General features: G+C 63.0%; 27 protein-coding genes and 1 tRNA gene. 12 read left to right on the forward strand and 16 right to left on the reverse strand.

The annotated features are described in order from the left end of the window. Window positions 1-158: 158 nt before the first annotated feature. Together NKH73_RS19905 and NKH73_RS19910 are read left to right on the forward strand one after the other, a co-directional pair. Window positions 159-917 (forward strand): SDR family oxidoreductase, encoded by a 759-nt coding sequence (locus tag NKH73_RS19905; protein WP_352935171.1) that lies wholly within the window; start codon window positions 159-161, stop codon window positions 915-917. A 108-nt stretch (window positions 918-1,025) separates the two neighbouring features. Beyond that, window positions 1,026-1,415 carry an SET domain-containing protein gene (locus tag NKH73_RS19910; RefSeq protein WP_352935175.1) on the forward strand — a complete coding sequence of 130 codons (390 nt, stop codon included), beginning with the start codon at window positions 1,026-1,028 and terminating at the stop codon, window positions 1,413-1,415. 69 nt (window positions 1,416-1,484) lie between these two features. Here NKH73_RS19910 and NKH73_RS19915 read toward each other — a convergent pair whose 3' ends face one another. Continuing rightward, on the reverse strand, window positions 1,485-1,928 hold the full coding sequence (locus NKH73_RS19915; RefSeq protein WP_352935178.1) for a DUF6766 family protein: 444 nt from the start codon (window positions 1,926-1,928) through the stop codon (window positions 1,485-1,487). Beyond that, the gene (locus NKH73_RS19920; protein WP_352935180.1) at window positions 1,915-2,424 is read right to left on the reverse strand and encodes a ferritin-like domain-containing protein; all 510 of its coding nucleotides are present in this window, start codon (window positions 2,422-2,424) and stop codon (window positions 1,915-1,917) included. Before NKH73_RS19920 ends, NKH73_RS19915 begins: the two co-directional genes overlap by 14 nt. A gap of 410 nt (window positions 2,425-2,834) precedes the next feature. Here NKH73_RS19920 and rpsU point away from each other — a divergent pair, with 410 nt between their 5' ends. From rpsU to NKH73_RS19940, 4 genes are all read left to right on the forward strand, one after another. Further along, the gene (gene rpsU, locus NKH73_RS19925; protein WP_095488505.1) at window positions 2,835-3,110 is read left to right on the forward strand and encodes a 30S ribosomal protein S21; all 276 of its coding nucleotides are present in this window, start codon (window positions 2,835-2,837) and stop codon (window positions 3,108-3,110) included. A 162-nt stretch (window positions 3,111-3,272) separates the two neighbouring features. Then, window positions 3,273-4,118 carry a tetratricopeptide repeat protein gene (locus NKH73_RS19930; RefSeq protein ID WP_352935182.1) on the forward strand — a complete coding sequence of 282 codons (846 nt, stop codon included), beginning with the start codon at window positions 3,273-3,275 and terminating at the stop codon, window positions 4,116-4,118. 163 nt (window positions 4,119-4,281) lie between these two features. Further along, window positions 4,282-4,755 (forward strand): DUF992 domain-containing protein, encoded by a 474-nt coding sequence (locus NKH73_RS19935; RefSeq protein WP_352935185.1) that lies wholly within the window; start codon window positions 4,282-4,284, stop codon window positions 4,753-4,755. Between the two features lie 298 nt (window positions 4,756-5,053). Continuing rightward, window positions 5,054-6,490, forward strand: coding sequence for an MFS transporter (locus NKH73_RS19940; RefSeq protein ID WP_352935187.1), 1,437 nt, complete (start codon window positions 5,054-5,056; stop codon window positions 6,488-6,490). A 97-nt stretch (window positions 6,491-6,587) separates the two neighbouring features. Here NKH73_RS19940 and coaBC read toward each other — a convergent pair whose 3' ends face one another. From coaBC to ubiE, 3 genes are all read right to left on the reverse strand, one after another. After that, window positions 6,588-8,057: a bifunctional phosphopantothenoylcysteine decarboxylase/phosphopantothenate--cysteine ligase CoaBC gene (gene coaBC / locus NKH73_RS19945; RefSeq protein WP_352935189.1), complete on the reverse strand. Its 1,470-nt coding sequence runs from the start codon at window positions 8,055-8,057 to the stop codon at window positions 6,588-6,590. A gap of 66 nt (window positions 8,058-8,123) precedes the next feature. After that, on the reverse strand, window positions 8,124-9,698 hold the full coding sequence (gene ubiB, locus NKH73_RS19950) for a 2-polyprenylphenol 6-hydroxylase (RefSeq protein ID WP_352935191.1): 1,575 nt from the start codon (window positions 9,696-9,698) through the stop codon (window positions 8,124-8,126). Between the two features lie 70 nt (window positions 9,699-9,768). Further along, window positions 9,769-10,545: a bifunctional demethylmenaquinone methyltransferase/2-methoxy-6-polyprenyl-1,4-benzoquinol methylase UbiE gene (gene ubiE / locus NKH73_RS19955; protein ID WP_352935193.1), complete on the reverse strand. Its 777-nt coding sequence runs from the start codon at window positions 10,543-10,545 to the stop codon at window positions 9,769-9,771. Window positions 10,546-10,693: 148 nt separating this feature from the next. Between ubiE and NKH73_RS19960 the strand changes: the two genes are divergently transcribed. The 3 genes from NKH73_RS19960 to NKH73_RS19970 all read left to right on the forward strand — a co-directional run bounded on the left by NKH73_RS19960 (window position 10,694) and on the right by NKH73_RS19970 (window position 13,097). Continuing rightward, window positions 10,694-11,668, forward strand: a complete 975-nt coding sequence (locus tag NKH73_RS19960; RefSeq protein WP_352935195.1) for an adenosine deaminase — start codon at window positions 10,694-10,696, stop codon at window positions 11,666-11,668. Between the two features lie 128 nt (window positions 11,669-11,796). After that, window positions 11,797-12,426 (forward strand): uracil phosphoribosyltransferase, encoded by a 630-nt coding sequence (gene upp / locus NKH73_RS19965; protein WP_352935197.1) that lies wholly within the window; start codon window positions 11,797-11,799, stop codon window positions 12,424-12,426. 107 nt (window positions 12,427-12,533) lie between these two features. After that, window positions 12,534-13,097, forward strand: a complete 564-nt coding sequence (locus NKH73_RS19970; protein ID WP_352935200.1) for a TIGR02281 family clan AA aspartic protease — start codon at window positions 12,534-12,536, stop codon at window positions 13,095-13,097. Here NKH73_RS19970 and deoA read toward each other — a convergent pair whose 3' ends face one another. From deoA to NKH73_RS20000, 6 genes are read right to left on the reverse strand one after another with little or no spacing between them, the layout of a single operon-like run. Next, window positions 13,098-14,417 (reverse strand): thymidine phosphorylase, encoded by a 1,320-nt coding sequence (gene deoA / locus NKH73_RS19975; protein WP_352935202.1) that lies wholly within the window; start codon window positions 14,415-14,417, stop codon window positions 13,098-13,100. Beyond that, window positions 14,417-15,235, reverse strand: coding sequence for a purine-nucleoside phosphorylase (locus NKH73_RS19980; protein WP_352935204.1), 819 nt, complete (start codon window positions 15,233-15,235; stop codon window positions 14,417-14,419). The genes deoA and NKH73_RS19980 overlap by 1 nt, the downstream gene beginning before the upstream one ends. Beyond that, window positions 15,232-15,624: a cytidine deaminase gene (cdd, locus tag NKH73_RS19985; protein WP_352935206.1), complete on the reverse strand. Its 393-nt coding sequence runs from the start codon at window positions 15,622-15,624 to the stop codon at window positions 15,232-15,234. The genes NKH73_RS19980 and cdd overlap by 4 nt, the downstream gene beginning before the upstream one ends. A gap of 59 nt (window positions 15,625-15,683) precedes the next feature. After that, window positions 15,684-16,655, reverse strand: coding sequence for an ABC transporter permease (locus NKH73_RS19990; protein ID WP_352935209.1), 972 nt, complete (start codon window positions 16,653-16,655; stop codon window positions 15,684-15,686). A 1-nt stretch (window position 16,656) separates the two neighbouring features. Next, window positions 16,657-17,796, reverse strand: coding sequence for an ABC transporter permease (locus NKH73_RS19995; protein WP_352935212.1), 1,140 nt, complete (start codon window positions 17,794-17,796; stop codon window positions 16,657-16,659). After that, entirely contained in the window at window positions 17,793-19,325 is a 1,533-nt protein-coding gene (locus NKH73_RS20000) for an ABC transporter ATP-binding protein (protein ID WP_352935214.1), read from the reverse strand. The genes NKH73_RS19995 and NKH73_RS20000 overlap by 4 nt, the downstream gene beginning before the upstream one ends. Window positions 19,326-19,616: 291 nt before the next feature. Here NKH73_RS20000 and NKH73_RS20005 point away from each other — a divergent pair, with 291 nt between their 5' ends. Beyond that, window positions 19,617-19,823, forward strand: coding sequence for a SlyX family protein (locus tag NKH73_RS20005; protein WP_123151274.1), 207 nt, complete (start codon window positions 19,617-19,619; stop codon window positions 19,821-19,823). A gap of 68 nt (window positions 19,824-19,891) precedes the next feature. Here NKH73_RS20005 and NKH73_RS20010 read toward each other — a convergent pair whose 3' ends face one another. The 3 genes from NKH73_RS20010 to NKH73_RS20020 all read right to left on the reverse strand — a co-directional run bounded on the left by NKH73_RS20010 (window position 19,892) and on the right by NKH73_RS20020 (window position 22,140). Continuing rightward, window positions 19,892-20,881 carry a BMP family lipoprotein gene (locus NKH73_RS20010; RefSeq protein ID WP_352935217.1) on the reverse strand — a complete coding sequence of 330 codons (990 nt, stop codon included), beginning with the start codon at window positions 20,879-20,881 and terminating at the stop codon, window positions 19,892-19,894. A 208-nt stretch (window positions 20,882-21,089) separates the two neighbouring features. Continuing rightward, the gene (gene msrA, locus NKH73_RS20015; RefSeq protein ID WP_352935219.1) at window positions 21,090-21,755 is read right to left on the reverse strand and encodes a peptide-methionine (S)-S-oxide reductase MsrA; all 666 of its coding nucleotides are present in this window, start codon (window positions 21,753-21,755) and stop codon (window positions 21,090-21,092) included. A 61-nt stretch (window positions 21,756-21,816) separates the two neighbouring features. Next, window positions 21,817-22,140, reverse strand: coding sequence for a hypothetical protein (locus tag NKH73_RS20020; protein ID WP_352935222.1), 324 nt, complete (start codon window positions 22,138-22,140; stop codon window positions 21,817-21,819). Between the two features lie 423 nt (window positions 22,141-22,563). On the opposite strand from NKH73_RS20020, the gene NKH73_RS20025 reads away from it, so the two are divergent. Together NKH73_RS20025 and NKH73_RS20030 are read left to right on the forward strand one after the other, a co-directional pair. Then, a tRNA-Ser gene (locus NKH73_RS20025) sits at window positions 22,564-22,653 on the forward strand. 47 nt (window positions 22,654-22,700) lie between these two features. Then, window positions 22,701-23,069 carry a peptidase C39 family protein gene (locus tag NKH73_RS20030; RefSeq protein ID WP_352935224.1) on the forward strand — a complete coding sequence of 123 codons (369 nt, stop codon included), beginning with the start codon at window positions 22,701-22,703 and terminating at the stop codon, window positions 23,067-23,069. A gap of 44 nt (window positions 23,070-23,113) precedes the next feature. Here the strand turns inward: NKH73_RS20030 and NKH73_RS20035 are convergent, their stop codons facing one another. After that, the gene (locus tag NKH73_RS20035) at window positions 23,114-23,989 is read right to left on the reverse strand and encodes a beta-keto acid cleavage family enzyme (protein WP_352935226.1); all 876 of its coding nucleotides are present in this window, start codon (window positions 23,987-23,989) and stop codon (window positions 23,114-23,116) included. A 9-nt stretch (window positions 23,990-23,998) separates the two neighbouring features. Then, a complete protein-coding gene (locus NKH73_RS20040) occupies window positions 23,999-24,385 on the reverse strand; it encodes a RidA family protein (protein WP_352935228.1) in 387 nt (128 codons plus the stop codon). Window positions 24,386-24,404 lie beyond the last annotated feature (19 nt).

Genomic DNA, 24,404 nt, shown 5'->3' on the forward strand with positions numbered 1-24,404 from the left:
GCGCTGTTTGCGACGGCGCTTGCCGTTTTGCGCCGCGACAAAAAAGACATGTTCAACCGACGACGCGTTCGCAGGTATCGGGTGGCTCGCGCCGCCCCCGGCTGCGATCAAGTATCCGATTGCCGGCAAAGCTGGCACAAAGAAAAAGGATGCAGAAGATGTTCGCACTCACCAACAAAATCGCCATCGTCACCGGCGCCAGTTCCGGCATCGGCCGCGCCACCGCGAAGCTCTTCGCCGAACAAGGCGCTATACTTGTGATTGCCGCCCGCCGTCAGACGGAGCTCGACAAGCTTGTCGGCGAAATCGAGGAAGCCGACGGCACCGCGATCGCCCTTGCCGGCGATGTCAGGGACGAGGCCTATGCCAAGACGCTTGTCGATCTTGCGGTGGACAGGTTCGGTGGGCTCGACATCGCCTTCAACAACGCCGGCTCCGTCGGCCAGATGGAACCGGTTCCCGACATGTCGCTGGAGACGTGGCACGAGACCATCGACATCAATCTGACCGGCGCCTTTGTCGGTGCGAAATACCAGGTGCCGGCGCTGCTGGAGCGCAGTGGCGGTTCGCTGATCTTCACCTCCAGCTTCGTCGGTCGCACCGCCGGCATGCCGGGCATGGCCGCTTATGCCGCGGCCAAGGCTGGGCTGATCGGTTTGACGCAGGTTCTGGCGGCCGAATACGGAGCACAAGGGTTGCGCGTCAACGCACTTTTGCCCGGCGGCACCGACACGCCGGGCGCGACGACGACCACACCTGAGGCCCGGACTTTCGTCGAAGGTCTTCACGCCCTGAAGCGCATGGCGCAACCGGAGGAGATCGCCCGCTCGGCGCTTTATCTGGCGTCGGATGCGTCGAGCTTCACCACCGGAACGGCGCTGTTTGCCGATGGCGGCGTCTCGATCAACCGGACGTGAGGCATTTCCCGCGCGGGTGAGCGAGCCGCAATATCGCAAAAGCGGTCTTGCTTCCCGCGCGATTTGGCGATTTCTTCGGACACTTCCGTTCGAAGACAGGCCTGAAACATGCTGCTGATCCGGACCTACATCGCTGCTAGCGCAATCGAGGGCGTTGGTGTGTTCGCCGCCGAGCCGATCAGGAAGGGAGCGTCGATTTGGCAGCTCGATCCGGATTTCGACCGGCTGATCCCGATGGAAAAATATAAGGCCGCGCCGCCGCACCTCAAGGAATTGCTCGACAGATATGCCTATCCAAGCCCCGACCGGCCCGGATTCATGGTCTATGAAGTCGACAATGGCCGTTTCATGAACCATGCCGAGAGGCCGAACACGGATTTTTCTCAGTATGGCGGAGCAACTGCGACCCGCGACATAGCGGCGGGCGAGGAAATAACCTGCGACTACGGCGAGTTCTTTGAGGATTTCGAGCGGCTTCACCTCGCCACGGCGTCATAGCGATCTGGTTGCGTCGTTGAAGAAAACTCGGAGCGATGATCGGCTCCGGGCCAAATTTCCGCCCCAGCTTTAGTTCCGGTGGGCGTGCGGCTCGTCCGTGTGTCGGCCGTCATACTGGAGGTCCAACGCGCGAATCGCCTCCTTGCCTTTCTTCGGATCGACAAGCGTGAGAAGCGCGTCGATCTTGGCCTCCATCCGGTCGGTACCCTCCTTCGATTGCGGCGAGCCGACGAAGAGCAGGAACGCCAGGCCACCGACCTGCCAGAGCAGCTGCAGGAATTCCGATTGCCAGTTTTCGAGCGTGTCGCGACTCATCTCGATCAGATAGCCGCCTAATTCGGGCGGCTGACCAAGCGCTTGCTGCTCGTCAAGATAGGCGAACCAGCCGAAAACCCAGTGACCGACAAGCGAGATGATGAAGAAGCCGAGTGTGATCCAGGCATAGCTGTAAGCTCGCCAGATAGAGGACGGCTTCACTTTGGCCGCCGGCCTGCTGTCGTCACCGCTTGGCATTGTCGCTGTCCGACGCCGCGCGAGCCAGGAACTGCTTAGTGGTCGCGGGCAGGTTGTTTTTCAGCCACTCGGCCATTGCCTCCTCTTCACGCAGGTTTTGTTCGCAGGCGCGGGCGACCTCTGTTTCACCAAGAGATTCGGCGGCCGCGATGAGGATCCTGTAGGAGGCAATCTCCATATGCTCGAAAGTGTAGCTCGCGAGTGAGCCTTTCATCACCTCGTCCCCTGCGAAGACGCCGCTCAGGGACTGCGCCGCCGCCATCAGCTTGCCGCCGGCGTCCTTCAGTGTGGATGTATCCTCGTCTAACCCTTCCAGGCAGGTTCTGAGGCGTGCGGCCTGCCCCTTCGTCTCGTCGACGTGCTGCCTGATGCGCTTACTGAGCTCGGGATAGCTCTCCAGCCGGCTCAGCTGTCCGTTCAGCATGGTTTCGGCCTGCTCCTCCATCGCATGCGCGTCCCGGAGCCACTGGACGAGCCATTCACGGGTGTCTGACATCGGTTTTCTCCTCTGCTTGCGTCGCCGCAACAACCACCGGGGAGCGAAGTTGGTTCCTTCATCGGTAAAGCCAGGCGGGCCGTTTTTGCCGGATTGAGGCAGCAGAATTTATCGGTGACGGAGAAATGCCACCGATCGCTCATCCGCGCCGACAGGGACCCCTGTCGAGAAGGCCGACACACCGCCGCCCGAGGTCGTGATTCTTGCTTTTTGACGGCAGTTATGCTAAGTATTTGGGCATGGTGCTGATTTGCGCCGACGACCCGCCGAGGCGGGTTTTTCGTTTCGGCAGTGGACAGAGCGGCGTGATTCTGCTATCAGCCGCCACAATTCGTGGTGTAAATCGCCGCGGAGGCTCGTGGCTATGGCCGCTTGCCTGTTGATATCAAACACGAAAGACAGGATTGCCCGTGCAGGTACTCGTCCGCGACAACAATGTTGACCAGGCGCTTCGCGCGCTCAAGAAAAAGATGCAGCGCGAAGGCATCTTCCGCGAAATGAAGATGCGCGGACATTACGAGAAGCCGTCCGAGAAGCGCGCCCGCGAAAAGGCGGAAGCCGTTCGCCGCGCCCGCAAGCTGGCCCGCAAGCGCGCCCAGCGCGAAGGCCTGCTGCCGATGACGCCTCGCCCGGTGGCGGCTGGTGGTGCTGCTGGTGCCGGTGCTCCGCGACCGCCGCGGTTCTAACGCCAATTTTTCGTCCTTTTCGAAGGATATCCAAGGTGGCGCGATGCGTAATCGCCGCCACCTTTTTGTTTTGAATTCCTCGATTCGGAGACGCCGGTTCGCGAGGCCGGTTCGGAGGGGAACAGACCTGACGACGCGGCGGGCAGTGAGGACAGAGCAGACATGAATGCAATAAGCGTGGAGCGCAGAACCGCATTGCGCGGCTTTGCACTGACGGCAGCCTTGCTTTCCGGGCTGGCGCTCGCCGGCTGCCAGACAGCCCCGACTGGCGAATTCACCAACATCGACAAGGCACAGGGGTCGGCCGAGAACATCTCCTCGCTGTCGGCGGTTATCCAGCGCAGTCCCCAGGATCCGGAAGGCTACAATGTGCGCGGCTCGGCCTATGGCCGCGGTGGCCAGTATCAGGCGGCGCTCAAGGACTTCAACACCGCCATCCAGCTCAATCCGAATTTCTACCAGGCCTATTCGAACCGCGCTCTCATCCAGCGCTTCCTCGGCGACCAGGCGGCCGCGCTTGCCGACTACAACCGCTCGATCCAGATCAATGCCGACTATGACGCCGCCTATATCGGCCGCGGCAATCTCTACCGCAAAGCCGGCCGTACCCAGGAAGCGTTCAACGATTTCCAGAAGGCGATCCAGCTCGACACGACCGATGCGCGTGCCTACCACAATCGCGGCCTGATCTATCAGAGCCAGGGCCAGCACGCTTTCGCCATCGAGGATTTCTCGACTGCCATCTCGCTGGCGCCGGACGCCGCCGAACCCTACAATGGGCGCGGCCTCTCCTACCTCGCCATGAACGACGAGGACAACGCCTTCGCCGACATCAACATGGCAATCAAGCTCGACGGCAAGAATGCCGAGGCCTGGTCCAACCAGGCGCTGATCTACGAGCGGCGCGGCGACAAGGCCAAGGCGGCAAAATCCTACCGCGAGGCGGTGCGCCTCAACCCGACCTACCAGCCGGCCAAGGACGGCCTGGCGCGCACCAGCGCCGGCTGACCAACGGCGGCGTTCGGCCTCATATGGCAGGCCTGACGTTTGGCATGCCTTCGAAGCCTTCAATGACTATGCATTGACGCCCGCCTTGATCGCGCCAAGTTTTCGGCGGAACGCTCGCGATGCTCAGCCGTTGTTCAAGGCTATTCGCGAAAGGACCACTCCTATGATCAAGAAACTCGCCTGCGCCGCCGCCCTTGCCGCCACGGTGCTGGCTTCCCCTGCCAGCGCGGGCAAGCTGGAGCTCGGCGTGCTCGACTGCACCATCGACGGCGGCACCGGCTACATCATCACCTCCAACAAAGGCGTGGCCTGCACCTTTCGCCCCCATCATGGCGGTCCGCCCGAAGCCTATACCGGTATCATTTCCAAGCTCGGCGTCGACGTCGGCAAGACGCACCAGGGCGAATTGATATGGGCTGTTCTGGCGGCCACTCGCGATCGCAATTCCGGCGATCTTGCCGGCAGCTATTATGGCGTCAACGCCGAGGCCAGCCTGGTGACCGGCGGCGGCGCCAACCTTCTGGTTGGCGGACTGAACAGCGCCTTCTCGCTGCAGCCGCTCAACGTGCAGGCGCAGACCGGGGTCAACCTGGCAGTCGCCGTAACCTCGCTGGAGCTGATCCACTCTTTCAAATAAGCGGCAAGGCGTAGCTCTGCGCGGCGCGGAACAGGATAGGACTGTTCCGCGCCGCATCATTTTTGGGACCACCACACCTATATGTTCATCGCGGCCGCCTTGATCGCCGCCAGCGCCCATCTTCGATCACGCCGACTTCCCGCCTTCGTCAGTATTCTCGGCGCACCCGCAAAAAACCGCTTGAGCTCAACTGTGGTTGAGGTTTTACAACCCGTCCCGAAGCGCCGCGGCCCATTTGGAGACGAAGAGCGCTCCACCATTTTTTGAATTGGCGTATAAGAAAATTCGGGAGGACGGGGTGACCGAAACCAGCACAAACAGGGTCGACTGGCGCGCGCTGTGGGCGAACGGCGATCTGGCGCGCTTCTGCTTCATCAGCCTCGGTATCCTGCTGCATGCCACCAACGAAACCATGGTGGCAACGGTGATGCCAGCCATGGTCGGCGAACTCGCCGGCGTTCAGCTGGTCGGCTGGTCGCTGGCAATCTACGAGCTCGGTGCCATCGTCGCCGGCGCTGCCGCCGGGCGCCTTGTGAGCTATGTCGCGCTGCGCACCAACATGGTGGTCGCCGCCCTGCTCTATGCGGCCGGCGCCCTGGTCTGCGCCATCGCGCCCTCCATGCCGCTGTTCCTGGCCGGTCGCCTGATCGAGGGGTTTGGCGGCGGCGCGCTGGTGTCGCTGGCCTTCGTCTCGGTCGAGCGGCTGTTTCCACGCGCCATCTGGCCGCAGCTTTTCGGCGTCATGTCGGCAATCTGGGGCGTGGCTGCCTTCAGCGGGCCGGTGCTCGGTGCGGTGATGACCGAGTTGCTCTCCTGGCGCTGGGCTTTCGGCGTCTTCACGCTCGTCGGCACGGCCATGGCGTTGGCGAGCTTCATCGTGCTCGACACGCCTGAGGCAACCCACCCGCGGGCGATCACCGGGACAGCGCCGCCCTTCCCCTTTGCCGCGCTCGGCTGCCTTGCCGTCAGCGTCGTGCTGATCGCCACTGCCGGTGTCGACATTGCTCCGCTGCGCTCTTCTCTGCTGCTTACCCTCGGCCTGCTCGGCCTTGCGCTGTTCGTCCGCATCGATGCGCTGAAGCCGCGCTCGCGGCTGTTCCCGTCGCGGCTGTTCTCATGGCGCTCGCCGGTCGGCGCAGGCATGACCATGGTCGCCGCCTTTTCGGTGGCGACCTGTTCCTTCGCCGTCTATGGGCCGCTGCTTCTGACCAGCCTGCATGGCATTCCGATCCTGACCACCGGCTATATCATCGCCGCCGAATCGATCGCCTGGTCGATCCTGTCGATCCTCGTCGCCAATGCGCCGCCGGAGCGCGAGAGGCTGATCATCACCGGTGGCGCGCTGATGATCGCGACCGGCATCGCCGGCTTCGCCTATGCCGTGCCGGCGGGTTCGATACCGCTGATCCTGTTCTGTGCCTTGCTGCAAGGCGGCGGCTTCGGCATTGCCTGGCCCTTCGTCACCCGCGTTATCGTGGCATCGGCACGCGACGGTGAGCAGACGATAGCCTCCGCCGCCGTGCCGACGATGCAGCGCATCGGCTATGCAGTCGGCGCCGCGTTGACTGGCATCGTCGCCAACGCCAGCGGTTTTTCTGAAGGCCTGAACCGAGAGGCGGCAGCGAATGTCGCCACCTGGCTGTTCCTCGCCTTCGTGCCTCCCGGGATTCTGGGATGTCTTGCCGCCCTGAGGATCTCAGGGCCGGCAGCCCGGCCACAGGAGGCAACCGGCTAGAGCATCGGACCCAAAAGTGCGAAGCGGTTTTGGGAAAATCCGATGCTCAAACAAAGAAATAGAGCGGCGGTACGATTCGACTTGAGAGTCCGCCGCTCTACACGATAATCGTCTTCAGCCGTTCGGCGATCAGGGCGGCGAGCCGCGTCGCCACCTCGTCCTTGCTCATCTCGGGCCATTCGTCGACACCAGCCTTCGAGACGATCCGCACTTTGTTGCGGTCGCCGCCCATCACACCCGAGGCCCCTGTGCCGCTGTCATGCGACACGTCGTTGGCGACAATGAAATCGGCGCCCTTCTTCGCAAGCTTGGCCTCGGCGTTCCTGACGAGATCCTGCGTCTCGGCGGCAAAACCGACGACCAGTCTGGGCCGCTTCCTGTGGTGACCGACACCGGCAAGAATATCGGGGTTTTCGATCATCTGCAGCGCCGGCGGCCCCTTGCCCACCACCTTCTTGATCTTCTCGCCGGCCGAAGTCTCGCTGCGCCAGTCGGCGACTGCCGCGACGAACACCGCGGCGTCCGCCGGCAGAAGTTGTTCGACGGCGTCCTTCATCTCGTTTGCGGTTTCGACATGCAGCGTGGTGACCTCAGCCGGATCGGCAATGCCGACCGGACCGGACACGAGGCGCACATCGGCGCCCAACCTTGCCAGCGCCGCCGCAATGGCGTGGCCCTGCTTGCCGGACGAGCGATTGGCGATGTAGCGCACCGGGTCGATCGGCTCATGCGTCGGCCCTGAGGTGACGATGATCTTTATGCCGGCCAGCGGCTTCGGCCTGACGTCGAGCAGAGCCTCGATCGCAGCGACGATCTCCAGCGGCTCGGCCATGCGGCCTTCGCCCGCTTCGTTGCTCTCGGCCATCTCGCCCTTCGCCGGGCCGACGAATGCGATGCCGTCCTTGGCGAGCGTCGCCCGGTTGCGCCGGGTCGCCGGATGCGACCACATTTTCGGGTTCATGGCCGGCGCCATCAAAACCTGCTTGTCGGTGGCGATGAGCACGGTGGAGGCAAGGTCATTGGCATGGCCGTTGGCAAGCTTCGCCATCAGGTCGGCGGTGGCCGGCGCCACCACGACAAGGTCGGCCTCGCGCGAAAGTCGGATGTGGCCGACATCGTGCTCGTCATTGCGGTCGAACAGATCGGTGAAGACATGATCGGCCGACAGCGCCCCGACCGACAGCGTGGTAACGAACTCCTGCGCTGCGGCGGTCATGACGACACGCACGGCAGCGCCCCGCTCACGCAGCCGGCGGATCAGGTCGAGCGCTTTGTAGGCGGCGATGCCGCCGCCGATGATGAGCAGGATGCGCTTGCCGGAAAGGGTGCCTCGCGGGATCTGGCTGGACACGGCGGCAATTGGCGTTGCCGGACTGTGCGAACTCGTCAACTCGCGGAGGGTTTTCTCGATCTGGTCGATGCGGCCGACCGGACCGAGCTGCCCTTCGACCGCGGCCCGGATCATAACCCGCGCCTGTTCTTCCATTGACCGGTCATTCTCTGCCGCCAGCCGGCGCAGCAGGTCCTTGACCTCGTCATCAAGGTTGCGAATGGTGATGCTGGCCATATGATTGCACTTTTGCCCAACTAACTGAAAGCAATGATAGCAATGCAATCAATCAAGGACAAGCCGTTAGAAAATCTGCCATGCGATATAGACCAGCGCCAGCGCGATCACCCACAGCGCCAGCCGGCCGGAGCGCGTATGACGTGCCTCGGCCTTGCCGATCGCGTCCGCTGTCCTTTTGTCGAAGCGCAGCCCATGTTCGGCCATCAAATCGATCTCGCGCGACAGCCGCTCGGTGCGGGCGGCGAGGTCCGGCGCCTGGCGAGCGAGCGCCAGCAGCGCGCTGGCGCCGTCGCGTGCGTCGGCCAGCAGAGCGCGCGGACCGAGATTGCCTGAGATCCAGCCTCCGACCACCGGTTCGGACGTCTTCCACATATTGAAGGTTGGGTCGAGGGTGCGGGCGACGCCCTCAACCACCACCATGGTCTTCTGCAACAGCACCAGTTCGGAGCGCGTCGCCATATCGAAGAGGTCGGTCACCTCGAACAGAAGCGTCAACAGCTTGGCCATCGAGATGGTCTCGGCCGGCTGGCCGTGGATCGGCTCGCCGATCGCCCTGATCGCCTGGGCGAATGCCGCGACATGGTGCTGGCGCGGCACGTAGCCGGCCTCGAAATGCACTTCGGCAACGCGCAGATAGTCACGGGTGATGAAGCCGTAGAGAATTTCGGCGAGAAAACGGCGCTCCTTCTTGCCGAGACGGCCGGCGATGCCGAGATCGACGGCGACGATGGTGCCGTCGGGCTCGACGAACAGGTTACCCGGATGCATGTCGGCATGGAAGAAGCCGTCACGCAGCGTGTGGCGCAAGAATGACTGAACCAGATTGACGGCGATCGCCTTCAGGTCATGGCCGGCGGCAGTGAGGCCGGCAATGTCGTTCATCTTGATGCCGTCAACCCATTCCATGGTCAGCACGTCGCGCCCGGTCCGTTCCCAATCGACGTGCGGCACGCGAAAGCCGGGATCATCCTTGGTGTTCTCGCCGAGCTCCGAAAGCGCTGCCGCCTCAAGCCTCAGATCCATTTCGATCTTTGTGGTCTGCGCCAGCGTCTGGGTCACTTCGACGGGCCGCAGCCGGCGCGACGACGGGATGTATTTTTCCTGGAGACGGGCGGCGAGGAAATAGCTTTCGAGATCGCGAAAGAAACGGCGGCGCACGCCCGGCCGGATAACCTTCACCGCCACCCGCGAACCGACGCCGTCCTGCAGCGTTTCGGCGATATGGACCTGAGCGATCGACGCGGCGGCGACGGCCTCGCCGAAACTGGCGTAGAGCTCGCCGACCTTGCGCCCGAGCGAGGCTTCTATCGCCGCAATGGCCTCGGCCTGAGGAAATGTCTGCATCTTGTCCTGCAGCATGGCGAGATCGAGCGCTATGTCGTTGCCGACGACATCGGGCCTTGTCGCCAGGAACTGGCCGAGCTTGACATAGGACGGGCCGAGCCGGACGACCGCCTTGGCCAGCCGGTCGCCACGCTCATAAGCAAGCGCACGGCGGCGGGTGAACAGCCGTGCCATACGCCAGCCGAATTTCGGCAGGCCGGAGAGCTCGTCGCCCGGCAAGGCAGCCACGACGCCTTCGCGGACCAGCACCCAGCCAGCCCGCACGAGCCTGAAACCAGCGGCGATCTCGCTCATGGCCGCGCTTGCCCTGCCGATTTCCCAGACCGGCGAAGGGCACATCGAGTGTGAAAAATACGGGCCAGCCTCAAAGCTTCCAGCCCGAATGAAGCGCAGCAATGCCGCCGGAATAATTGCGAAAAGAAGCCCGGTCGAAGCCGGCGCGGGAAATCATCGCCGCAAAATTCTGCTGATTGGGAAATTTGCGGATCGATTCGACCAGATAGGAATAGGGCTCGCCGTCACCGGTAACCGCCTTGCCGATCCTGGGGATGGCATTGAATGACCACGCCTCATAGGCCTTATCGAGCAGCGGCATGTCGACCTCGGAAAATTCAAGGCACAGGAAGCGCCCGCCGGGCTTCAGCACGCGATAGGCTTCGGCAAGCGCCACATCGATGCGCGGCACGTTGCGAATGCCGAAGGCGATCGTGTAGGCGTCGAAACTGGCCTCGGCGAACGGCAGCTCCTCGGCATTGGCTTCGACGAAATCGGTATTGTCAGTCAGGCCCTTTTTCTCGGCCCGGTCGCGGCCGACGGTGAGCATCGAGCCGTTGATGTCGAGAACGGTGGCATGAGCATTGCTGCCGCTCGCCTCGACGATGCGGAAGGCGATGTCGCCGGTGCCGCCGGCGACGTCGAGAACACTCCAGCCCGGTCGTTTCGGTGGATTGAGCCATGTGACCATGGCGTCTTTCCACAGCCGGTGGAGCCCAGCCGACATCAGGTCGTTCATCAGATCGTAGCGGTTCGCGACCTTGTGGAAAACGTCATTGACCAGGGACTGCTTCTCGCCTGCCCCCACACGTTTGAAACCATAGGAGGTCTCCATGCCGCCAACGGCTGTGGTTCTCTCAACCGACATTATTTTTGATCCGCCATAAAACCGGCGGGACCATAGCCGATCGATGGTGCCGACGCTATTGTTTAAGGCGCGGTGTTCGGCCGCGCTTCGCGGGTGTGGAATCACGCTTATGGCTCCACGACCTGGGTTGACCTGACGGGATGATTGCATGCCTTTGAAAGCGGAACTGCACTGCCATATCGAAGGGGCAGCGGCGCCCGAACTCGTCATCCGCCAGGCGCAGAAATACGGCAAGGACACCTCGCCTTACATTCAGGATGGCTCTTTCGTCTGGCACGATTTCACCTCCTTCCTCGCCGCCTATGACTTCTCCTCCGACCTGTTCCGCACGGAAGAGGACTATGCAAGGCTGGCCGATCATTACCTGACCAGCCTCGCCCGCGACGGCGCCATCTATTCCGAGATCTTCACCTCGCCGGATCACGCCGGAAAGGCCGGCCTGTCGCCCAAGGCCTATACGGACGCGCTCGGCGAAGGCATGGCGCGCGCCAAGGCCAAGACCGGCATCGAGGGCCGCATGATCGTCACCGGCGTGCGCAACGCCGGCGTCTATTCGATCGAGCAGGCGGCGCGCTTTGCGGCCCGTTGCGGGCATCCGCTGGTCACCGGCTTCGGCGTCGCCGGCGACGAGCGGATGGGCGATCTGGAGGACTATGTCAGGGCCTTCGAAATCGCGCGCGAAGCCGGCCTCGGCATCACCGTCCACGCCGGCGAACTGATGGGCTGGGAGAGCGTCAAGGCCGCACTCGACCACATCCGCCCCTCCCGCATCGGCCATGGCGTGCGCGCCATCGAAAACCTCGATCTTGTCAGGCGCATCGCCGACGAAGGCGTCGTGCTCGAATGTTGTCCCGGCTCCAACATCGCGCTGAAGGTCTTCGACAGTTTCGCCGATCACCCTTTTCCGGCACTGCAGGCGGCGGGCTGCAAGGTGACGCTAAACTCCGACGACCCGCCCTATTTCTGGACGTCCCTGAAGCGCGAATACGACATTGCCGCAGAGCATTTTTCGATGGACGACAAGGCGCTCGCCGCCGTCACCAGAACCGCAATCGAGGCCGCCTTCATCGATAAGAAGACCAGGACAACGCTTCTCGCCCGCCTCGACGTCAAGGGCAGGTGAATGGTGAATGGTCCACTCGGCGCCTCGGTCCGTCGACCGCGGTTTTTCCGCTGAACCAAGGACTCGCAAACCTATTCACTATTCACTATTCACCATTCACCATTCACCTGCGCAGCTAGGAGAACACCATGAAGGGCGTCACCGTCGTCGACCACCCGCTTGTCCAGCACAAGCTGACCATCATGCGCAAGAAGGAAACCTCGACGGCCGGCTTCCGGCGGTTGTTGCGGGAGATTTCGCTGCTGCTCGGCTACGAGGTCACCCGCAACCTCGAACTGACGACGACGACGATCGAAACGCCGATCGAGACGATGGAAGCGCCAACGCTGGAGGGCAAGAAGCTGGTCTTCGCCTCTGTGCTGCGCGCCGGCAACGGCTTGCTCGAAGGCCTGCTCGACCTGGTGCCGGCGGCGCGTGTCGCCCATATCGGCCTCTACCGCGACCATGAAACGCTGGAAGCGGTCGAATATTTCTTCAAGGCGCCGAGCGATCTTGCCGACCGGCTGGTGATTGTCGTCGATCCGATGCTGGCCACCGCCAATTCGGCAATCGCGGCGATCGACAAGCTGAAAGGACGCGGCGCCACCAACATCCGCTTCCTCTGTCTGCTGGCGGCACCAGAGGGCCTCGAGCGCTTCACACAGGCGCATCCCGATGTCCCGGTGTTCACCGCTTCCATCGACCGCCAGCTCAACGAGAAGGGCTATATCATGCCCGGCCTTGGCGACGCCGGCGATCGCATGTACGGGACGAAGTGACCGTGCCACTCATTTACCGATCGTTTACGCAAACGGCCGCTTTCCGCATCTGTTAAAGCGGCAAACACCATGTCGCGATAAGCATGGGCCTTCACGAAGGCCGGTCCATGCTGCGCAAGCTTCTCATCCTTGGCGTGCTCGCCGGAACATCGACGTCGATCCCGATCGTCTATCAGTCGAATCCCCAGATACTCGACAACCTGTTGAAATCGGCCGTCGGGGCGAGGCCCACCGCCGAACCGCCAACGGATCTGGATCTGGTTGCGGTTCGCGATAGGCCGGCAACGCCGCAGCCGCTCGGCCGCAAGGTCGTCGTCACCGCCGACGCCCGCGGGCATTTCACGTCGGCGTTCAAGCTCAACGGCCGTCAGGTCGACGGCATGATCGACACCGGCGCGACGCTGGTCGCCATCAACTCTTCGACGGCGCGCAGGATCGGCATTTCACTGAACGCGTCGGACTTCCGCCACACGGTCAACACCGCCAACGGGGCGATCAAGGCTGCCGTGGTGACTATCGATCGGCTGCAGATCGGCAAGATCACGGTCGACGGCGTCCAGGCGGTGGTGCTCGACGACAAAGCACTGCGCACCAATTTGATCGGCCTGAGTTTTCTCCAGCGGCTTCAAAAATACCAGGTCGAGAACGGCGCGCTGCTGCTCGTCCAGTGATCATCTGCGCGGCAGGATCCGCCGGATGACGGTTTTTTCCGCGGGCGGCTTCGAAGCGCCGATCGTGTAGGCCGACAGCACGGCGGCCGCGGCCGCCTCGGCATCGGAGACATTGCGGGCATGGACCAGCGCCAGCGCCTCGCCGTGCCGCACCTCCGCACCGACCGGCAACAGCCGGGTGAAGCCGACCGCATGGTCGATCCTGTCGTCCGGCCGGATGCGCCCGCCGCCAAGGCCGACGACGGCAAGCCCGATGTCGCGGGTGGCGATGCCGGTGACAAAGCCGTTTTCGGTCGCCTTGACCGCAAACTCGGTCGCTGCCTTCGGCAGGTATTTTTCCGGATTCTCGACGAAATCGGCCGGACCGCCGAGCGCCGCCACCATGCGCGCGAAGACGGCCGCCGCGCGGCCGCCGGCAAGCGTCTCGGCGGCGCGCCGCATGCCGTCCTGGTTGGACGAGACCAGTCCGGCCAACTGCAGCATCTCGGCGGCCAAAGCCAGCGTCACATCCTCCAGGCGTCGATCGCGGAAGCGGCCGGTGAGAAAATCGACGGCATTTTGCACCTCGACCGCGTTGCCGGCAGCCGACGCCAGCGGCTCGTTCATGCCGGTGACCAGTGCCGAGGCTTTCAGGCCTGCACCATTGGCGACGTCGACCAGGCTGTTCGCCAGTGTCGTTGCATCGCGCGACTTCTCCATGAAGGCGCCGTTGCCGACCTTCACGTCAAGCACCAGCGACTGCAGGCCGGCAGCGAGCTTCTTCGACAGGATCGAGGCGGTGATCAGCGGCACCGATTCGACAGTTCCCGACACGTCGCGGATCGCATAGAGCTTGCGGTCGGCGGGGGCGAGATCGGCGGTCTGGCCGATGATGGCGCAGCCGGTTTCGAGCACCACCTTGCGGAAACGCGCAACATCCGGCTGGCTGATAAAGCCTGATATGGCATCCATCTTGTCGAGCGTGCCGCCGGTATGGCCGAGGCCGCGACCGGAAATCATCGGCACATAGGCGCCGCAGGCGGCTACAATCGGCGCCACCATCAGCGAGACATTGTCGCCGACGCCGCCTGTCGAATGCTTGTCGGTGACCGGGCCCGGCAGATCCGACCAGTCGAGCACATCGCCGGAATCGCGCATGGCCAGCGTCAGCGCCACCGCTTCGTCGCGGCTCATGCCATTGAAGAACACCGCCATGGCGAAGGCCCCGACCTGCCCGTCCGAGACGGTGCCTGATGTCACGCCTTCAATGAAGCTGGCGATCTCCTGCACCGACAGCTTGTGGCCATCGCGCTTGCTGCGGATGATTTCCTGGGGAAGCATCAGGCCAGGACCTTACTCTCCGGCAACCCGTCCTGGAACGCACGCTGCAGAATGGTCGCCAGCCGCGCGCCGCCGACCGGCGCCATGTCCTTGGTCTCCTGGTGCGAAAGCTCCGCCCCGGTCATCCCTGCGGCGAGGTTGGTGATGACCGAGCAGGCGGCGACGCGCAGGCCGAGGAAGCGGGCAAGAATGACTTCCGGCACGGTCGACATGCCGACGGCATTGGCGCCCATGACACGCGCCATGCGGATCTCGGCGGGCGTCTCGAAGCACGGCCCGGAAAACCACATATAGACACCCTGGTGCAGCGCGGTATCCGTCGCCTTCGCTGCCGTATCGATCGCCGCGCGAAGGCCGGCATCATAGGCTTCGGTCAGGCCGACGAAGCGACGGTCGCTCGGCTCGCCGATCAGCGGGTTGGAGCCCGAGAAATTGATGTGGTCGGTGATCAGCATCACCGAGCCGGGCTCCATGTCCGGATCGACCGAGCCGGCGGCATTGGTGAGGACCAGGTTCGAGATGCCGAGGCCGGCGAGCACCTCCAGCGCCGGCCGCATCGCCGCCGCGTTGCCATGCTCGTAATAATGCGCGCGGCCGGACAGCATCAGCACTGGTGTATCGGCAAAACGTCCCGCCACCACCTCGCCGGCATGGCCGGTGACGCCGCCTCTGGGAAAGCCCGGCAATTCGGCATAGGAAATGCGGACAGCGTCCTCGACCTGGTCGACAAGCCCGCCAAGGCCCGAACCCAGCACCAGCGCGGTGGCGGGCGCCAGCCCGTCCAGCCTTTCGACGAGACGATCTAGCGCTTCTTTCATTTCAGAATATCGCCCTGGAAGCCGTAGGGCAGCATCTCGCCCATGGTTACGGTCTCGACCACGCCGCCATTGTCGCAAAGATAGACTTTGGTTTCCGGCCGGCAGAATTCGGCCAGCCGCTGCCGGCAGCCGCCACAGGGCGAGCATTTCGACATGCGCTCGGCGATCACCGCGATCTCCGTGATCCTGCCCCCGCCGCCCATGATGTAGTGGCCGAGCGCAGTGGTTTCGGCGCACCAGCCTTCCGGATAGGACGCGACCTCGATATTGGCGCCGGCGAAGACGTGGCCGTCCTCGGTGCGCAATGCCGCCCCGACCGGGAACTTCGAATAGGGCGCATAGGCCTTGGCCATGGCGGCCTTGGCCGCTTCGAACAGATCATGCGACATTTATTTTCCTTTTCGCATGGCCCGGTCCGAAAACCGGATTCGACCTTTCGCGGCCATGCCTAGCGTTCCTTGACATAGGGCACGCCGCCGGCGCGCGGCGGGATCGCCTTGCCGATGAAGCCGGCGAGCAGGATGACGGTGAGGATATAGGGCAGCGCCTGCATGAGCTGCACCGGCACCTTGCCGATCACCGGCAGCGGCGTGCCCTGCAGGCGGATCGACAGCGCGTCGAGGAAGCCGAACAACAGGCAGGCGAACATGGCGTTGACCGGCTTCCATTTGGCGAAGATCAGCGCGGCCAGCGCGATGTAGCCCTTGCCGGCGGTCATGTCTTTGACGAAGCCGCCGTTCTGCACCATCGACAGATAGGCGCCGGCAATGCCGGTGAGCACACCGGTGCAGATCAGCGCTCGGTAGCGCAGCCAGGCGACCGAGATGCCGGCGGTGTCGACCGCGGCCGGGTTCTCGCCGACTGCGCGCATCCGCAAGCCGAAGCGGGTGCGAAACAGCACCCACCAGGTGAACGGCACGGCGAGGAACGCGACATAGACCAGCACGGAATGGCCGGAGATGAGTTCCGAATATATCGGACCGAGGATCGGCACGCCCCTGAGCGCGTCCGCACCGGGCCAGACGATCGCCCCGAACCGCTCGTCCGAGGCCAAAGCCGGCGTACGACCACCTTGGCTGAACCAGGCTTGGCCGAGCATGATCGTCGATCCGGCGGCGATAAAATTGATCGCCACGCCGGAGACGATCTGGTTGCCGCGGTGGGTGATCGAGGCGAAGCCGTGGATCAGCGCGAAGGCGACCGAGATGAGGATGGCCATGCCGAGGCCGAGATAGGCGGAATGGAAGACGGAAGCTGCGGCGGCACCGGCGAAGGCGCCGACCAGCATCTTGCCCTCGAGCCCGATATCGAAAATGCCGGCGCGTTCGGAATAGAGGCCGGCGAGGCAAGCGAGCAGCAAGGGCACCGACAGGCGGATGGTCGAGTCCAGAACCTGGATGATGGCGTTGAACAAATCCATCTCAAGCACCCTTCCCCTTGATCGCTTCCATGCCGACAGATCTCGGGCTGAGCGAAGCGAACAGCGCTTGGACATAGGGCCGGAACATGTGCTCGAGCGCGCCGGCGAACAGGATGACCAGGCCCTGGATGATGACGATCATGTCGCGGCTGATCGCCGGCATCTCGAAGGCAAGCTCGGCGCCGCCCTGATAGAGCATGCCGAACAGGATCGCCGCCAGCACGATTCCGACCGGGTGCAGGCGCCCCATCAGCGCCACGGCGATGCCGACGAAACCGGCGCCCGAAACGAATTCGAGCGCGACATTGTGCTGGTCGCCCATTGTCGGGTTGAGCGCCATCATGCCGGCCAGCGCGCCCGAAATCATCATGGCTATGATGATGATACGGGTCTCCGAAATGCCGGCATAGCGCGCCGCTTTCGAGCTGTGGCCGTAGGTGCGCATCTCGTAGCCGAGCCTGGTGCGCCAGATCAGCACCCAGACCAGAAAGGCCATGGCCAGCGCCAGCAGGAAGCTGATGTTGAACGGCGCCGAGCGTATCTTGGCGCCGAACAGCTCGATGACCCAGTTGAGCTTCGGCAGTTGCGCGCCGTCGAGGAAGGTACGCGTCTGCGGCGCCATCGAATTGGCCGGCTTCAAGAACCCGACCAGTGCGTAGACCATGACGCTGGCAGCGATGAAATTGAACATGATGGTGGTGATGACGATGTGCGAGCCGCGCTTGGCTTGCAGATAGGCCGGGATCAGCGCCCACAGCGCCCCCATTGCCGCGGAAGCGATGATCGCCAGCGGGAAGGTGAGCCACCAGGGCAGCACGCTGTCGAAGGCCAGGCAGACGATGCCGATGCCGAGACCGGCGATATAGCCCTGGCCCTCGCCACCGATGTTGAACAGGCCGCAATGCGCCGCAACCGCCACCGAAAGCCCGCTGAAGATGAAGGTGGTGGCGTAGAAAAGCGTGAACGCAATGCCTTGCCCTCGGCCGAAGGCTCCCTCGACCAGGACGGCGGCCGCGCGGAACGGATTTTCTCCAACCAGAAGCACGACGAAGCCGGCGACGACGAAGGCAACGGCGAGATTGATCACCGGGATCAGCCCGTAATCGGCCCAGGCCGGCAGCTTGGCGTAAGGCGTGCTCATGCCGCCGCCTCCTGGCGCTCGACACCCGCCATCAGCAGGCCGAGCTCGCCCTCGGTCGCCTCCGGGCCGCGCTCGCCGACAATGCGGCCGGCAAACATCACCAGGATGCGGTCGGAGAGCGAACGGATCTCGTCGAGCTCGACCGACACCACCAGCACCGCCTTGCCCTGGTCGCGCATGGCGATGAGCCGTTTGTGGATGAATTCTATGGCGCCGACATCGACGCCGCGCGTCGGCTGGCCGACGATCAGCACGCCGGGATCCTGTTCCATTTCCCGCGCCAGCACGATCTTCTGCTGGTTGCCGCCCGAGAAATTGGCGGTCTTGAGCCGGCAGTCCGCCGGGCGGATGTCGTATTTAGTAATTTTGTCCTTGGCGTCGTCGCGGATGGCGTCGATGTTGAGGAACGGCCCCCGGAGGTAGCGCGGATCGTCGTGATAGCCGAGGATCGAATTCTCGTTCTCCTCGAAGGCCAGCACCAGCCCGACGTGATGACGGTCCTCCGGCACATGGGCGAGACCACGGTCGCGCAGTTCGCCGGGATCGGCGGCCCCGGTGAGATCGATCGGCTTGCCGTCGAGCATGACGGAGCCCGAGACGGCGCGCCTGATGCCGGAAATCGCCTCGAGCATTTCCGATTGCCCGTTGCCGGCAACGCCGGCTATGCCGACGATCTCGCCGGCGCGCACATCGAAAGAGATATCGTCGACCATGGTGACGCCGCGGGAATCCTTCACCGTCAGGTTCTTCACCGCGAGTTTGACACCGCCGGCTTCCGCCTCGCCCTTCTCGACCCTGAGCAGCACGCGGCGCCCGACCATCAGCTCGGCCAGCTCTTCGACTGTCGTCTTCCTGGTCTCCCTGGTCGCCACCATTGTGCCCTGGCGCATGACCGACACGGTGTCGGTGATCGCCATGATCTCACGCAGCTTGTGGGTGATCAGCACGATCGTTTTGCCCTGCTCCTTCAGCTGCTTGAGGATGCGAAACAGATGGTCGGCTTCTGCGGGCGTTAGCACGCCCGTCGGCTCGTCGAGGATCAGGATCTCGGCGCCGCGATACAGCGCCTTGAGGATTTCGACACGCTGCTGCAGGCCGACCGGCAACTCCTCGATGATCGCATCGGGATCGACCTCCAGCCCGTATTCGCGCTCGAGCCGTTCCAGTTCCGACCGCGCCTTGGCGATGCTCTTCTTCAGCAGGGCATCGCTTTCGGCACCGAGAATGACGTTTTCCAGCACTGTGAAATTGTCGACCAGCATGAAATGCTGATGAACCATGCCGATGCCGAGCGCTATGGCGTCGTTTGGCGACTTGATCGACGCCGGCTTGCCGCCGACGCGGATCTCGCCGCTGTCGGCCTGGTAGAAGCCATAGAGGATCGACATCAGCGTCGACTTGCCGGCGCCGTTCTCGCCGACAATGCCGTGAATGGTGCCGCGCACGATCTCCAGATTGATGTCGCGGTTGGCGCGCACGGCGCCAAAACTCTTGTTGATGCCGATCAGCTCGATTGCGGCTTGCGCCATGCAGCCCTGTCCCACTCTTATTTTTTTATCGCTTGGTCAAAACGCCTAGCATGACACCCCGTCTGTGCCAATCGGCCGGAGCAGCGTTCACTCTCGACAAATCACCGCGCGCTTGTCAATTTCGAACGTGGCCGCAGCCTTCACATTCGCTGTAGCATCGACCGGAAAACCGGATTCGATTTTCGGAAAGCACGATGCGAAGATTTAAGAGTCTTAGAGCGTACTTTGTGCGTCCAAGTGGACGCACGTCGCTCTAATGTCGCACTTTGCAAGTCCAAGGATTTTCAAATGATCATGCCCGCCGACCGGCTGACGACGCTGGAAATCCGCGCCGCCGAGCAGGAGAAGACCATCGAGGAGCTATCCGGCCAGATCGCCGAGCAATGGAAGGTGATCGAGCGCATGCAGCGCAAACTCGATGCGCTGACCGATCGCTTCCTGGCGCTGGAGGAACAGGCAGCGCCCGATGTGCCGGTGACCAAGCCGCCGCACTGGTGAGCTTACCGATAAGCAAAACCACCGGGTTTTCACCCGGCGGCTTCGATCATGTCAGCGACGTCGGTCGATCAATACGGGCAGGCATTGTCCGACATGTAGTCGTGCACTTTGACGGTACCGGCGATGATGTCGGCCTTGGCCTTTTCGACCGCCGCCTTCATCGCGTCGTCGACAAGCGCCTTGTTGTTGTCGTCCATCGCGTAGTCGACGCCGCCTTCCTTGAGGCCGAGGTCGTTGATGCCGCCGGTGAACTTGTCGTTCTTGGCGTCCATGAAGGTGTTGTAGACGGCAACGTCGACGCGCTTGACCATGGAGGTCAGCACTTTGCCGGGCTGCAGTCCGTTCTGGTTGGAATCGACGCCGATGCCGAGTTTGCCGGCATCCGCCGCCGCCTGCAGCACGCCAACCCCGGTTCCACCTGCCGCCGCGTAGATCACGTCGGCGCCCTGGTCGATCTGCGTCTTGGCGATCTCGCCGCCCTTGGCCGGATCGTTCCAGGCTGCCGGCGTATCGCCGGTCATGTTCTGGATGACATCGGTCGCGCCGGCTGCCTTGGCGCCGCCGACATAGCCGCAGCCGAATCTGCGGATCAGCGGAATATCCATGCCGCCGATGAAGCCGACCTTCTTCGACTTCGAGGCCATCGCCGCCATCACGCCGACGAGGTAGGAACCTTCCTGCTCCTTGTAGACGACGGAGCGGACATTGGGCTTGTCGACGACCATGTCGATGATGGCGAATTTGGTGTCGGGAAACTCGACGGCGATCTTCTCCAGCGCATCCGCCCAGGAGAAGCCCGCCATGGCGATCGGATTGCGACCATCCTCGGCGAAACGGCGCAGCGCCTGCTCGCGTTGGGTCGCGTTGCTGACCTCGAATTCCACATAGGCAATGCCAGTTTCGGCCTTGAACTTTTCGGCGCCATTATAGGACGCTTCGTTGAACGACTTGTCGAACTTGCCGCCGAGATCGTAGAGAAGCGCGGGCTGAATATCCGCGGCGAAGGCCGGAAGAACCATCGCAGTTGCGGCCAGGAGGCCGAGAACGATACGTTTCATGTGATCCACACCCTGTCGGTTATTTTTCCGTTACGCACCGCCTGCCCGCCCGGTTCTCCGGCAGGCATGCGACGTCAGACAGGAGTGTCCTCCTCCCGCTTCGGGCCAATCTGGCACGGCCCGAAACAAAATTCACGCGGAATTTTGACCTTTTGGAAAAGCGTGGCGCCGCATCCCGGCGCCACGGATCATCGTCTCGCCAAAGGCCTCAAGCGGAAACGGCAGCCGGAATGGCGCAGGCGACGCCGGTGCCCTGCAGGTTGCAATAGCCATAGGGATTCTTCGCCAGATATTGCTGGTGGTCTTCCTCGGCGTAGTAGAATTCAGGTGCCGGCGCGATCTCGGTGGTGATCTTGCCGCGGCCAGCACCACGCAACGAGGCCTCATAGGCATCGCGCGAGGTGATCGCCGCCTGGTATTGCGCATCACCGAACGTGTAGATCGCCGAGCGGTAGGTGGTGCCGACATCGTTGCCCTGGCGCATGCCTTGCGTCGGGTCGTGGCTTTCCCAAAACAGCTTGAGAAGCTGCGCATAGGACACGATCTTGGGGTCGTAGACGACGAGCACGACTTCGGCATGGCCGGTAAGACCGGTGCAGGTTTCCTGGTAGGTCGGGTTGGGGGTGACGCCACCGGCATAGCCGACGGCCGTGACCCACACGCCCTCGACCTGCCAGAACATGCGCTCGGCGCCCCAGAAGCAGCCCAGCCCGAACATCGCCGTCTCCAGTCCCTCGGGATAGGGTCCCTTGAGCGGCCGCTTCGAGACAAAATGTTCGGATGCCGTCGCGATAGGTTTCGCACGACCCGGCAGCGCCTCGGCAGGCTTCGGCAGATTGAGTTTCTTGTTCAGCAAGTCGCTGAGAAAAAACATGCGCGGTCTCCCTTTCTCGTTGTTTGGGGCTTTCTCTTTGTTTGGAGACACTGGAAAGTCATCAGGTCTGGGCGAACCGTCCGGTCAGCCGCTGCCGCCTGTAGCCGATCATGTAGAAGATGAAGGCAAGCAGCGCGAACACTGCGAAGCCGGGCTGGTTGAGCACCCAGCCGATGACGCCGTCCCACAACAGCGGACCGGCTTTGCCGCGCACGAAGCTTTCAAAAGCAATTCGTGTATCCGGCGAGACGGCCAGCCAGCTTGTGTTGAGCGGGGTCATGACCACCGCGGAGGCCGCCACCGAGCGTGTCGCGTCGAGCACCGCCATGATGACGGAGACTGAAAGCGCAACCATTGCCGCAAGACGGAAAAGAAAGCGAAGCATGCAGACCCTCCTCCCCAAAACTTTAGCGGACTTCCAATATCTGTTTCGAACAGAGAGATAATGCGCGCTTGCCTGGTTCGCAATGCGACACGCGAATTTGAAGCTCGACCGACGTTCGCCGATCGCGCGGGGACAGACGCCACCGGTCTCTTGCGGCGGAGCCGGCACCGCATCGAAGCCTCGCGCCGGCGGCATCGTAAAACCATCTGGGCCGGCAAAGCGAATAGAGTGCCGTTATGACTTGGCATTCGACGTCGGATCGACTAGATGAGCCCCGCGCCTGTTGCTTTGACGGCTCAGGTGCAGGGAAGGGTATCGGCTGGTTGACGGCACCCACGGCGCGGAGTTTCCGGGGCCGGAATCCCCAAGGGAGACGCATCTCCCAACCCGCGCGGCGAAACCGGCCGCGCGAAATGCTGAGACGGAGAGGTGGCCGAGTGGTTGAAGGCGCACGCCTGGAAAGTGTGTTTACGGGAGACCGTAACGCGGGTTCGAATCCCGCTCTCTCCGCCAACTGACTTCCATAAAAGTCGTTATTTTTCAGAACCAATGAGGCCCGCGTGCTTGCCATCGAAGAGATCGGCCAAGCGCTCGATCGCGGTTTCTTGGCGCTGGTGCTGATCGATCAGACGCCGAAGATGGGCTACACCTACCCCCACTGTGTGCTCGTCCACGGCCACGGCGACGGAATCTATTTCATCAACGATCCATGGATCGAGCCCGATCGGCTCGAACAGGCGATGGACGTCTTCAACCTCCCGGTCACGGCGGCGGCTTTGGAACCGAATGGCTTGGTACGGCACGCCGGCCTACCGCGCCGCGGTGCTGGTCGGGCGGACGACGAGCTAAGGCCGGCAGATCGCACGGCCCGTACGGTTCCTTGTCCACCGACTCCCGGCGTCACAGAAGCTGGAGCGGCTCGGCGTTGATGGAAGCGGATTCCGGAACAGCTGCCCATTGTTCTTGGGTTTCTCTAGGCCTTCAAACCGAGCTGAGATCGGGCCGAAGCTGGGGTGGCGATAGTCGCGCCGAGGCCTTCCAGGAGCCATTTCGCCTTCGCGACGAGTTCGGCATTGCTCTTCACGAGCTCGGTTTTCGACATCCGGATCGTATCCTCCATGCCGATCCGCACATGGCCCCCGAACAGGTAGGCCTGCATCAACATCGGGTAAGCGGCGCGGCCAATGCCAAAGCCCGTCCAGATAGCGTCCCTGGGCAGCATGTTGCGGGCGAACATCATGGTCTCCGGCGTCGTTGCGAAGCCATATTTTACGCCGAGCACGAGGCTTGCGAGCGGCGGACCGCGGAACACCCCGCTGGCGAGAAAATCGTTGAGAAGATTGACGTCTCCGCTGTCGAAAAGCTCGAACTCGGGCCGGACCCCGCAGTCGTAGATGATCTCCGCCATTTTCTTGACGTTGGGTGGCGTGTTGATGACGACCTCGCCGCCGAACGTCATCGTGTTGAGATCCAGTGTGCAGATGTCGGGCCGTAAATCGCGGATATGCTCGACGCGGCGTTCGGCCGTCACGAAATTCGTCCGTGGGCCGGCAATTTTGGGATCCTCTTCACCGGGTTGGAACCGGCCACCGGGGCCGGTGGTGATGTTGAGGATCACCTCCGTATTCTTGGCGCGGATCAGGCGAACGAGTTCGCGGTAGTGATCGAGTTCCATCGACGGCCGGCCGTCGGGATGGCGAACGTGAAGATGCAGGATTGCCGCGCCTGCATCGGCGGCCTCGAGCGCCGAGACCGCGATTTGCTGCGGCGTAACCGGCAGATTGGGGCTGTCTTCCGGCCTCGTCAGGCTGCCGGTCACCGCGCAAGTGATGATGGTGTCCTTCGACATGGGCTTCCCTCAGTTTGTGAGGATTGCTGTGGCGGCGATCTCGACGAGAAGATTCTCGTCGATGAGCGCTCCCGCCTGGACCATCGTCGTTGCCGGTCGAATGTCGCCGAAGATCGCGCCATGAGCCCTGCCGACAGCTTCCCAATCATTCATGTCGCGAAGAAAAATACGTGTCTCGACGACATCGCCGATCGAGGCGCCGAGTTCGCGCAGGGCAGCGTCGATGCGCTCGAGAACCACGATGGTTTGCTTTTCCGAGTCGCCGGGGTGAAGTGCACCGTCGGGTCCAGAGGCGGAAGTGCCCGATACAACAATGACGTTTCCGGCGCGGACCGCCCTGGAATAGCCGATGGCGGCGCCCCACTTGTTGTTCACGTCGACCTTTTGCCTTTTCATGTGCCGCTCCCTGGGTGGT

The organism is Mesorhizobium sp. M0938, assembly GCF_040319125.1.
Classification (GTDB): Bacteria; Pseudomonadota; Alphaproteobacteria; order Rhizobiales; family Rhizobiaceae; genus Mesorhizobium; species Mesorhizobium robiniae.

What these genes read in the sequence shown, in the direction of transcription:
- NKH73_RS19905 (WP_352935171.1), top strand. Translation starts at nt 159, where the DNA reads ATGTTCGCACTCACCAACAAAATCGCCATCGTCACCGGCGCCAGTTCC.
- NKH73_RS19910 (WP_352935175.1), top strand. Translation starts at nt 1,026, where the DNA reads ATGCTGCTGATCCGGACCTACATCGCTGCTAGCGCAATCGAGGGCGTT.
- NKH73_RS19915 (WP_352935178.1), bottom strand. Translation starts at nt 1,928, where the DNA reads ATGCCAAGCGGTGACGACAGCAGGCCGGCGGCCAAAGTGAAGCCGTCC.
- NKH73_RS19920 (WP_352935180.1), bottom strand. Translation starts at nt 2,424, where the DNA reads ATGTCAGACACCCGTGAATGGCTCGTCCAGTGGCTCCGGGACGCGCAT.
- NKH73_RS19930 (WP_352935182.1), top strand. Translation starts at nt 3,273, where the DNA reads ATGAATGCAATAAGCGTGGAGCGCAGAACCGCATTGCGCGGCTTTGCA.
- NKH73_RS19935 (WP_352935185.1), top strand. Translation starts at nt 4,282, where the DNA reads ATGATCAAGAAACTCGCCTGCGCCGCCGCCCTTGCCGCCACGGTGCTG.
- coaBC (WP_352935189.1), bottom strand. Translation starts at nt 8,057, where the DNA reads ATGGCCAGCATCACCATTCGCAACCTTGATGACGAGGTCAAGGACCTG.
- ubiB (WP_352935191.1), bottom strand. Translation starts at nt 9,698, where the DNA reads ATGAGCGAGATCGCCGCTGGTTTCAGGCTCGTGCGGGCTGGCTGGGTG.
- ubiE (WP_352935193.1), bottom strand. Translation starts at nt 10,545, where the DNA reads ATGTCGGTTGAGAGAACCACAGCCGTTGGCGGCATGGAGACCTCCTAT.
- NKH73_RS19960 (WP_352935195.1), top strand. Translation starts at nt 10,694, where the DNA reads ATGCCTTTGAAAGCGGAACTGCACTGCCATATCGAAGGGGCAGCGGCG.
- upp (WP_352935197.1), top strand. Translation starts at nt 11,797, where the DNA reads ATGAAGGGCGTCACCGTCGTCGACCACCCGCTTGTCCAGCACAAGCTG.
- NKH73_RS19970 (WP_352935200.1), top strand. Translation starts at nt 12,534, where the DNA reads ATGCTGCGCAAGCTTCTCATCCTTGGCGTGCTCGCCGGAACATCGACG.
- deoA (WP_352935202.1), bottom strand. Translation starts at nt 14,417, where the DNA reads ATGCTTCCCCAGGAAATCATCCGCAGCAAGCGCGATGGCCACAAGCTG.
- NKH73_RS19980 (WP_352935204.1), bottom strand. Translation starts at nt 15,235, where the DNA reads ATGAAAGAAGCGCTAGATCGTCTCGTCGAAAGGCTGGACGGGCTGGCG.
- cdd (WP_352935206.1), bottom strand. Translation starts at nt 15,624, where the DNA reads ATGTCGCATGATCTGTTCGAAGCGGCCAAGGCCGCCATGGCCAAGGCC.
- NKH73_RS19990 (WP_352935209.1), bottom strand. Translation starts at nt 16,655, where the DNA reads ATGGATTTGTTCAACGCCATCATCCAGGTTCTGGACTCGACCATCCGC.
- NKH73_RS19995 (WP_352935212.1), bottom strand. Translation starts at nt 17,796, where the DNA reads ATGAGCACGCCTTACGCCAAGCTGCCGGCCTGGGCCGATTACGGGCTG.
- NKH73_RS20000 (WP_352935214.1), bottom strand. Translation starts at nt 19,325, where the DNA reads ATGGCGCAAGCCGCAATCGAGCTGATCGGCATCAACAAGAGTTTTGGC.
- NKH73_RS20010 (WP_352935217.1), bottom strand. Translation starts at nt 20,881, where the DNA reads ATGAAACGTATCGTTCTCGGCCTCCTGGCCGCAACTGCGATGGTTCTT.
- msrA (WP_352935219.1), bottom strand. Translation starts at nt 21,755, where the DNA reads ATGTTTTTTCTCAGCGACTTGCTGAACAAGAAACTCAATCTGCCGAAG.
- NKH73_RS20020 (WP_352935222.1), bottom strand. Translation starts at nt 22,140, where the DNA reads ATGCTTCGCTTTCTTTTCCGTCTTGCGGCAATGGTTGCGCTTTCAGTC.
- NKH73_RS20035 (WP_352935226.1), bottom strand. Translation starts at nt 23,989, where the DNA reads ATGTCGAAGGACACCATCATCACTTGCGCGGTGACCGGCAGCCTGACG.
- NKH73_RS20040 (WP_352935228.1), bottom strand. Translation starts at nt 24,385, where the DNA reads ATGAAAAGGCAAAAGGTCGACGTGAACAACAAGTGGGGCGCCGCCATC.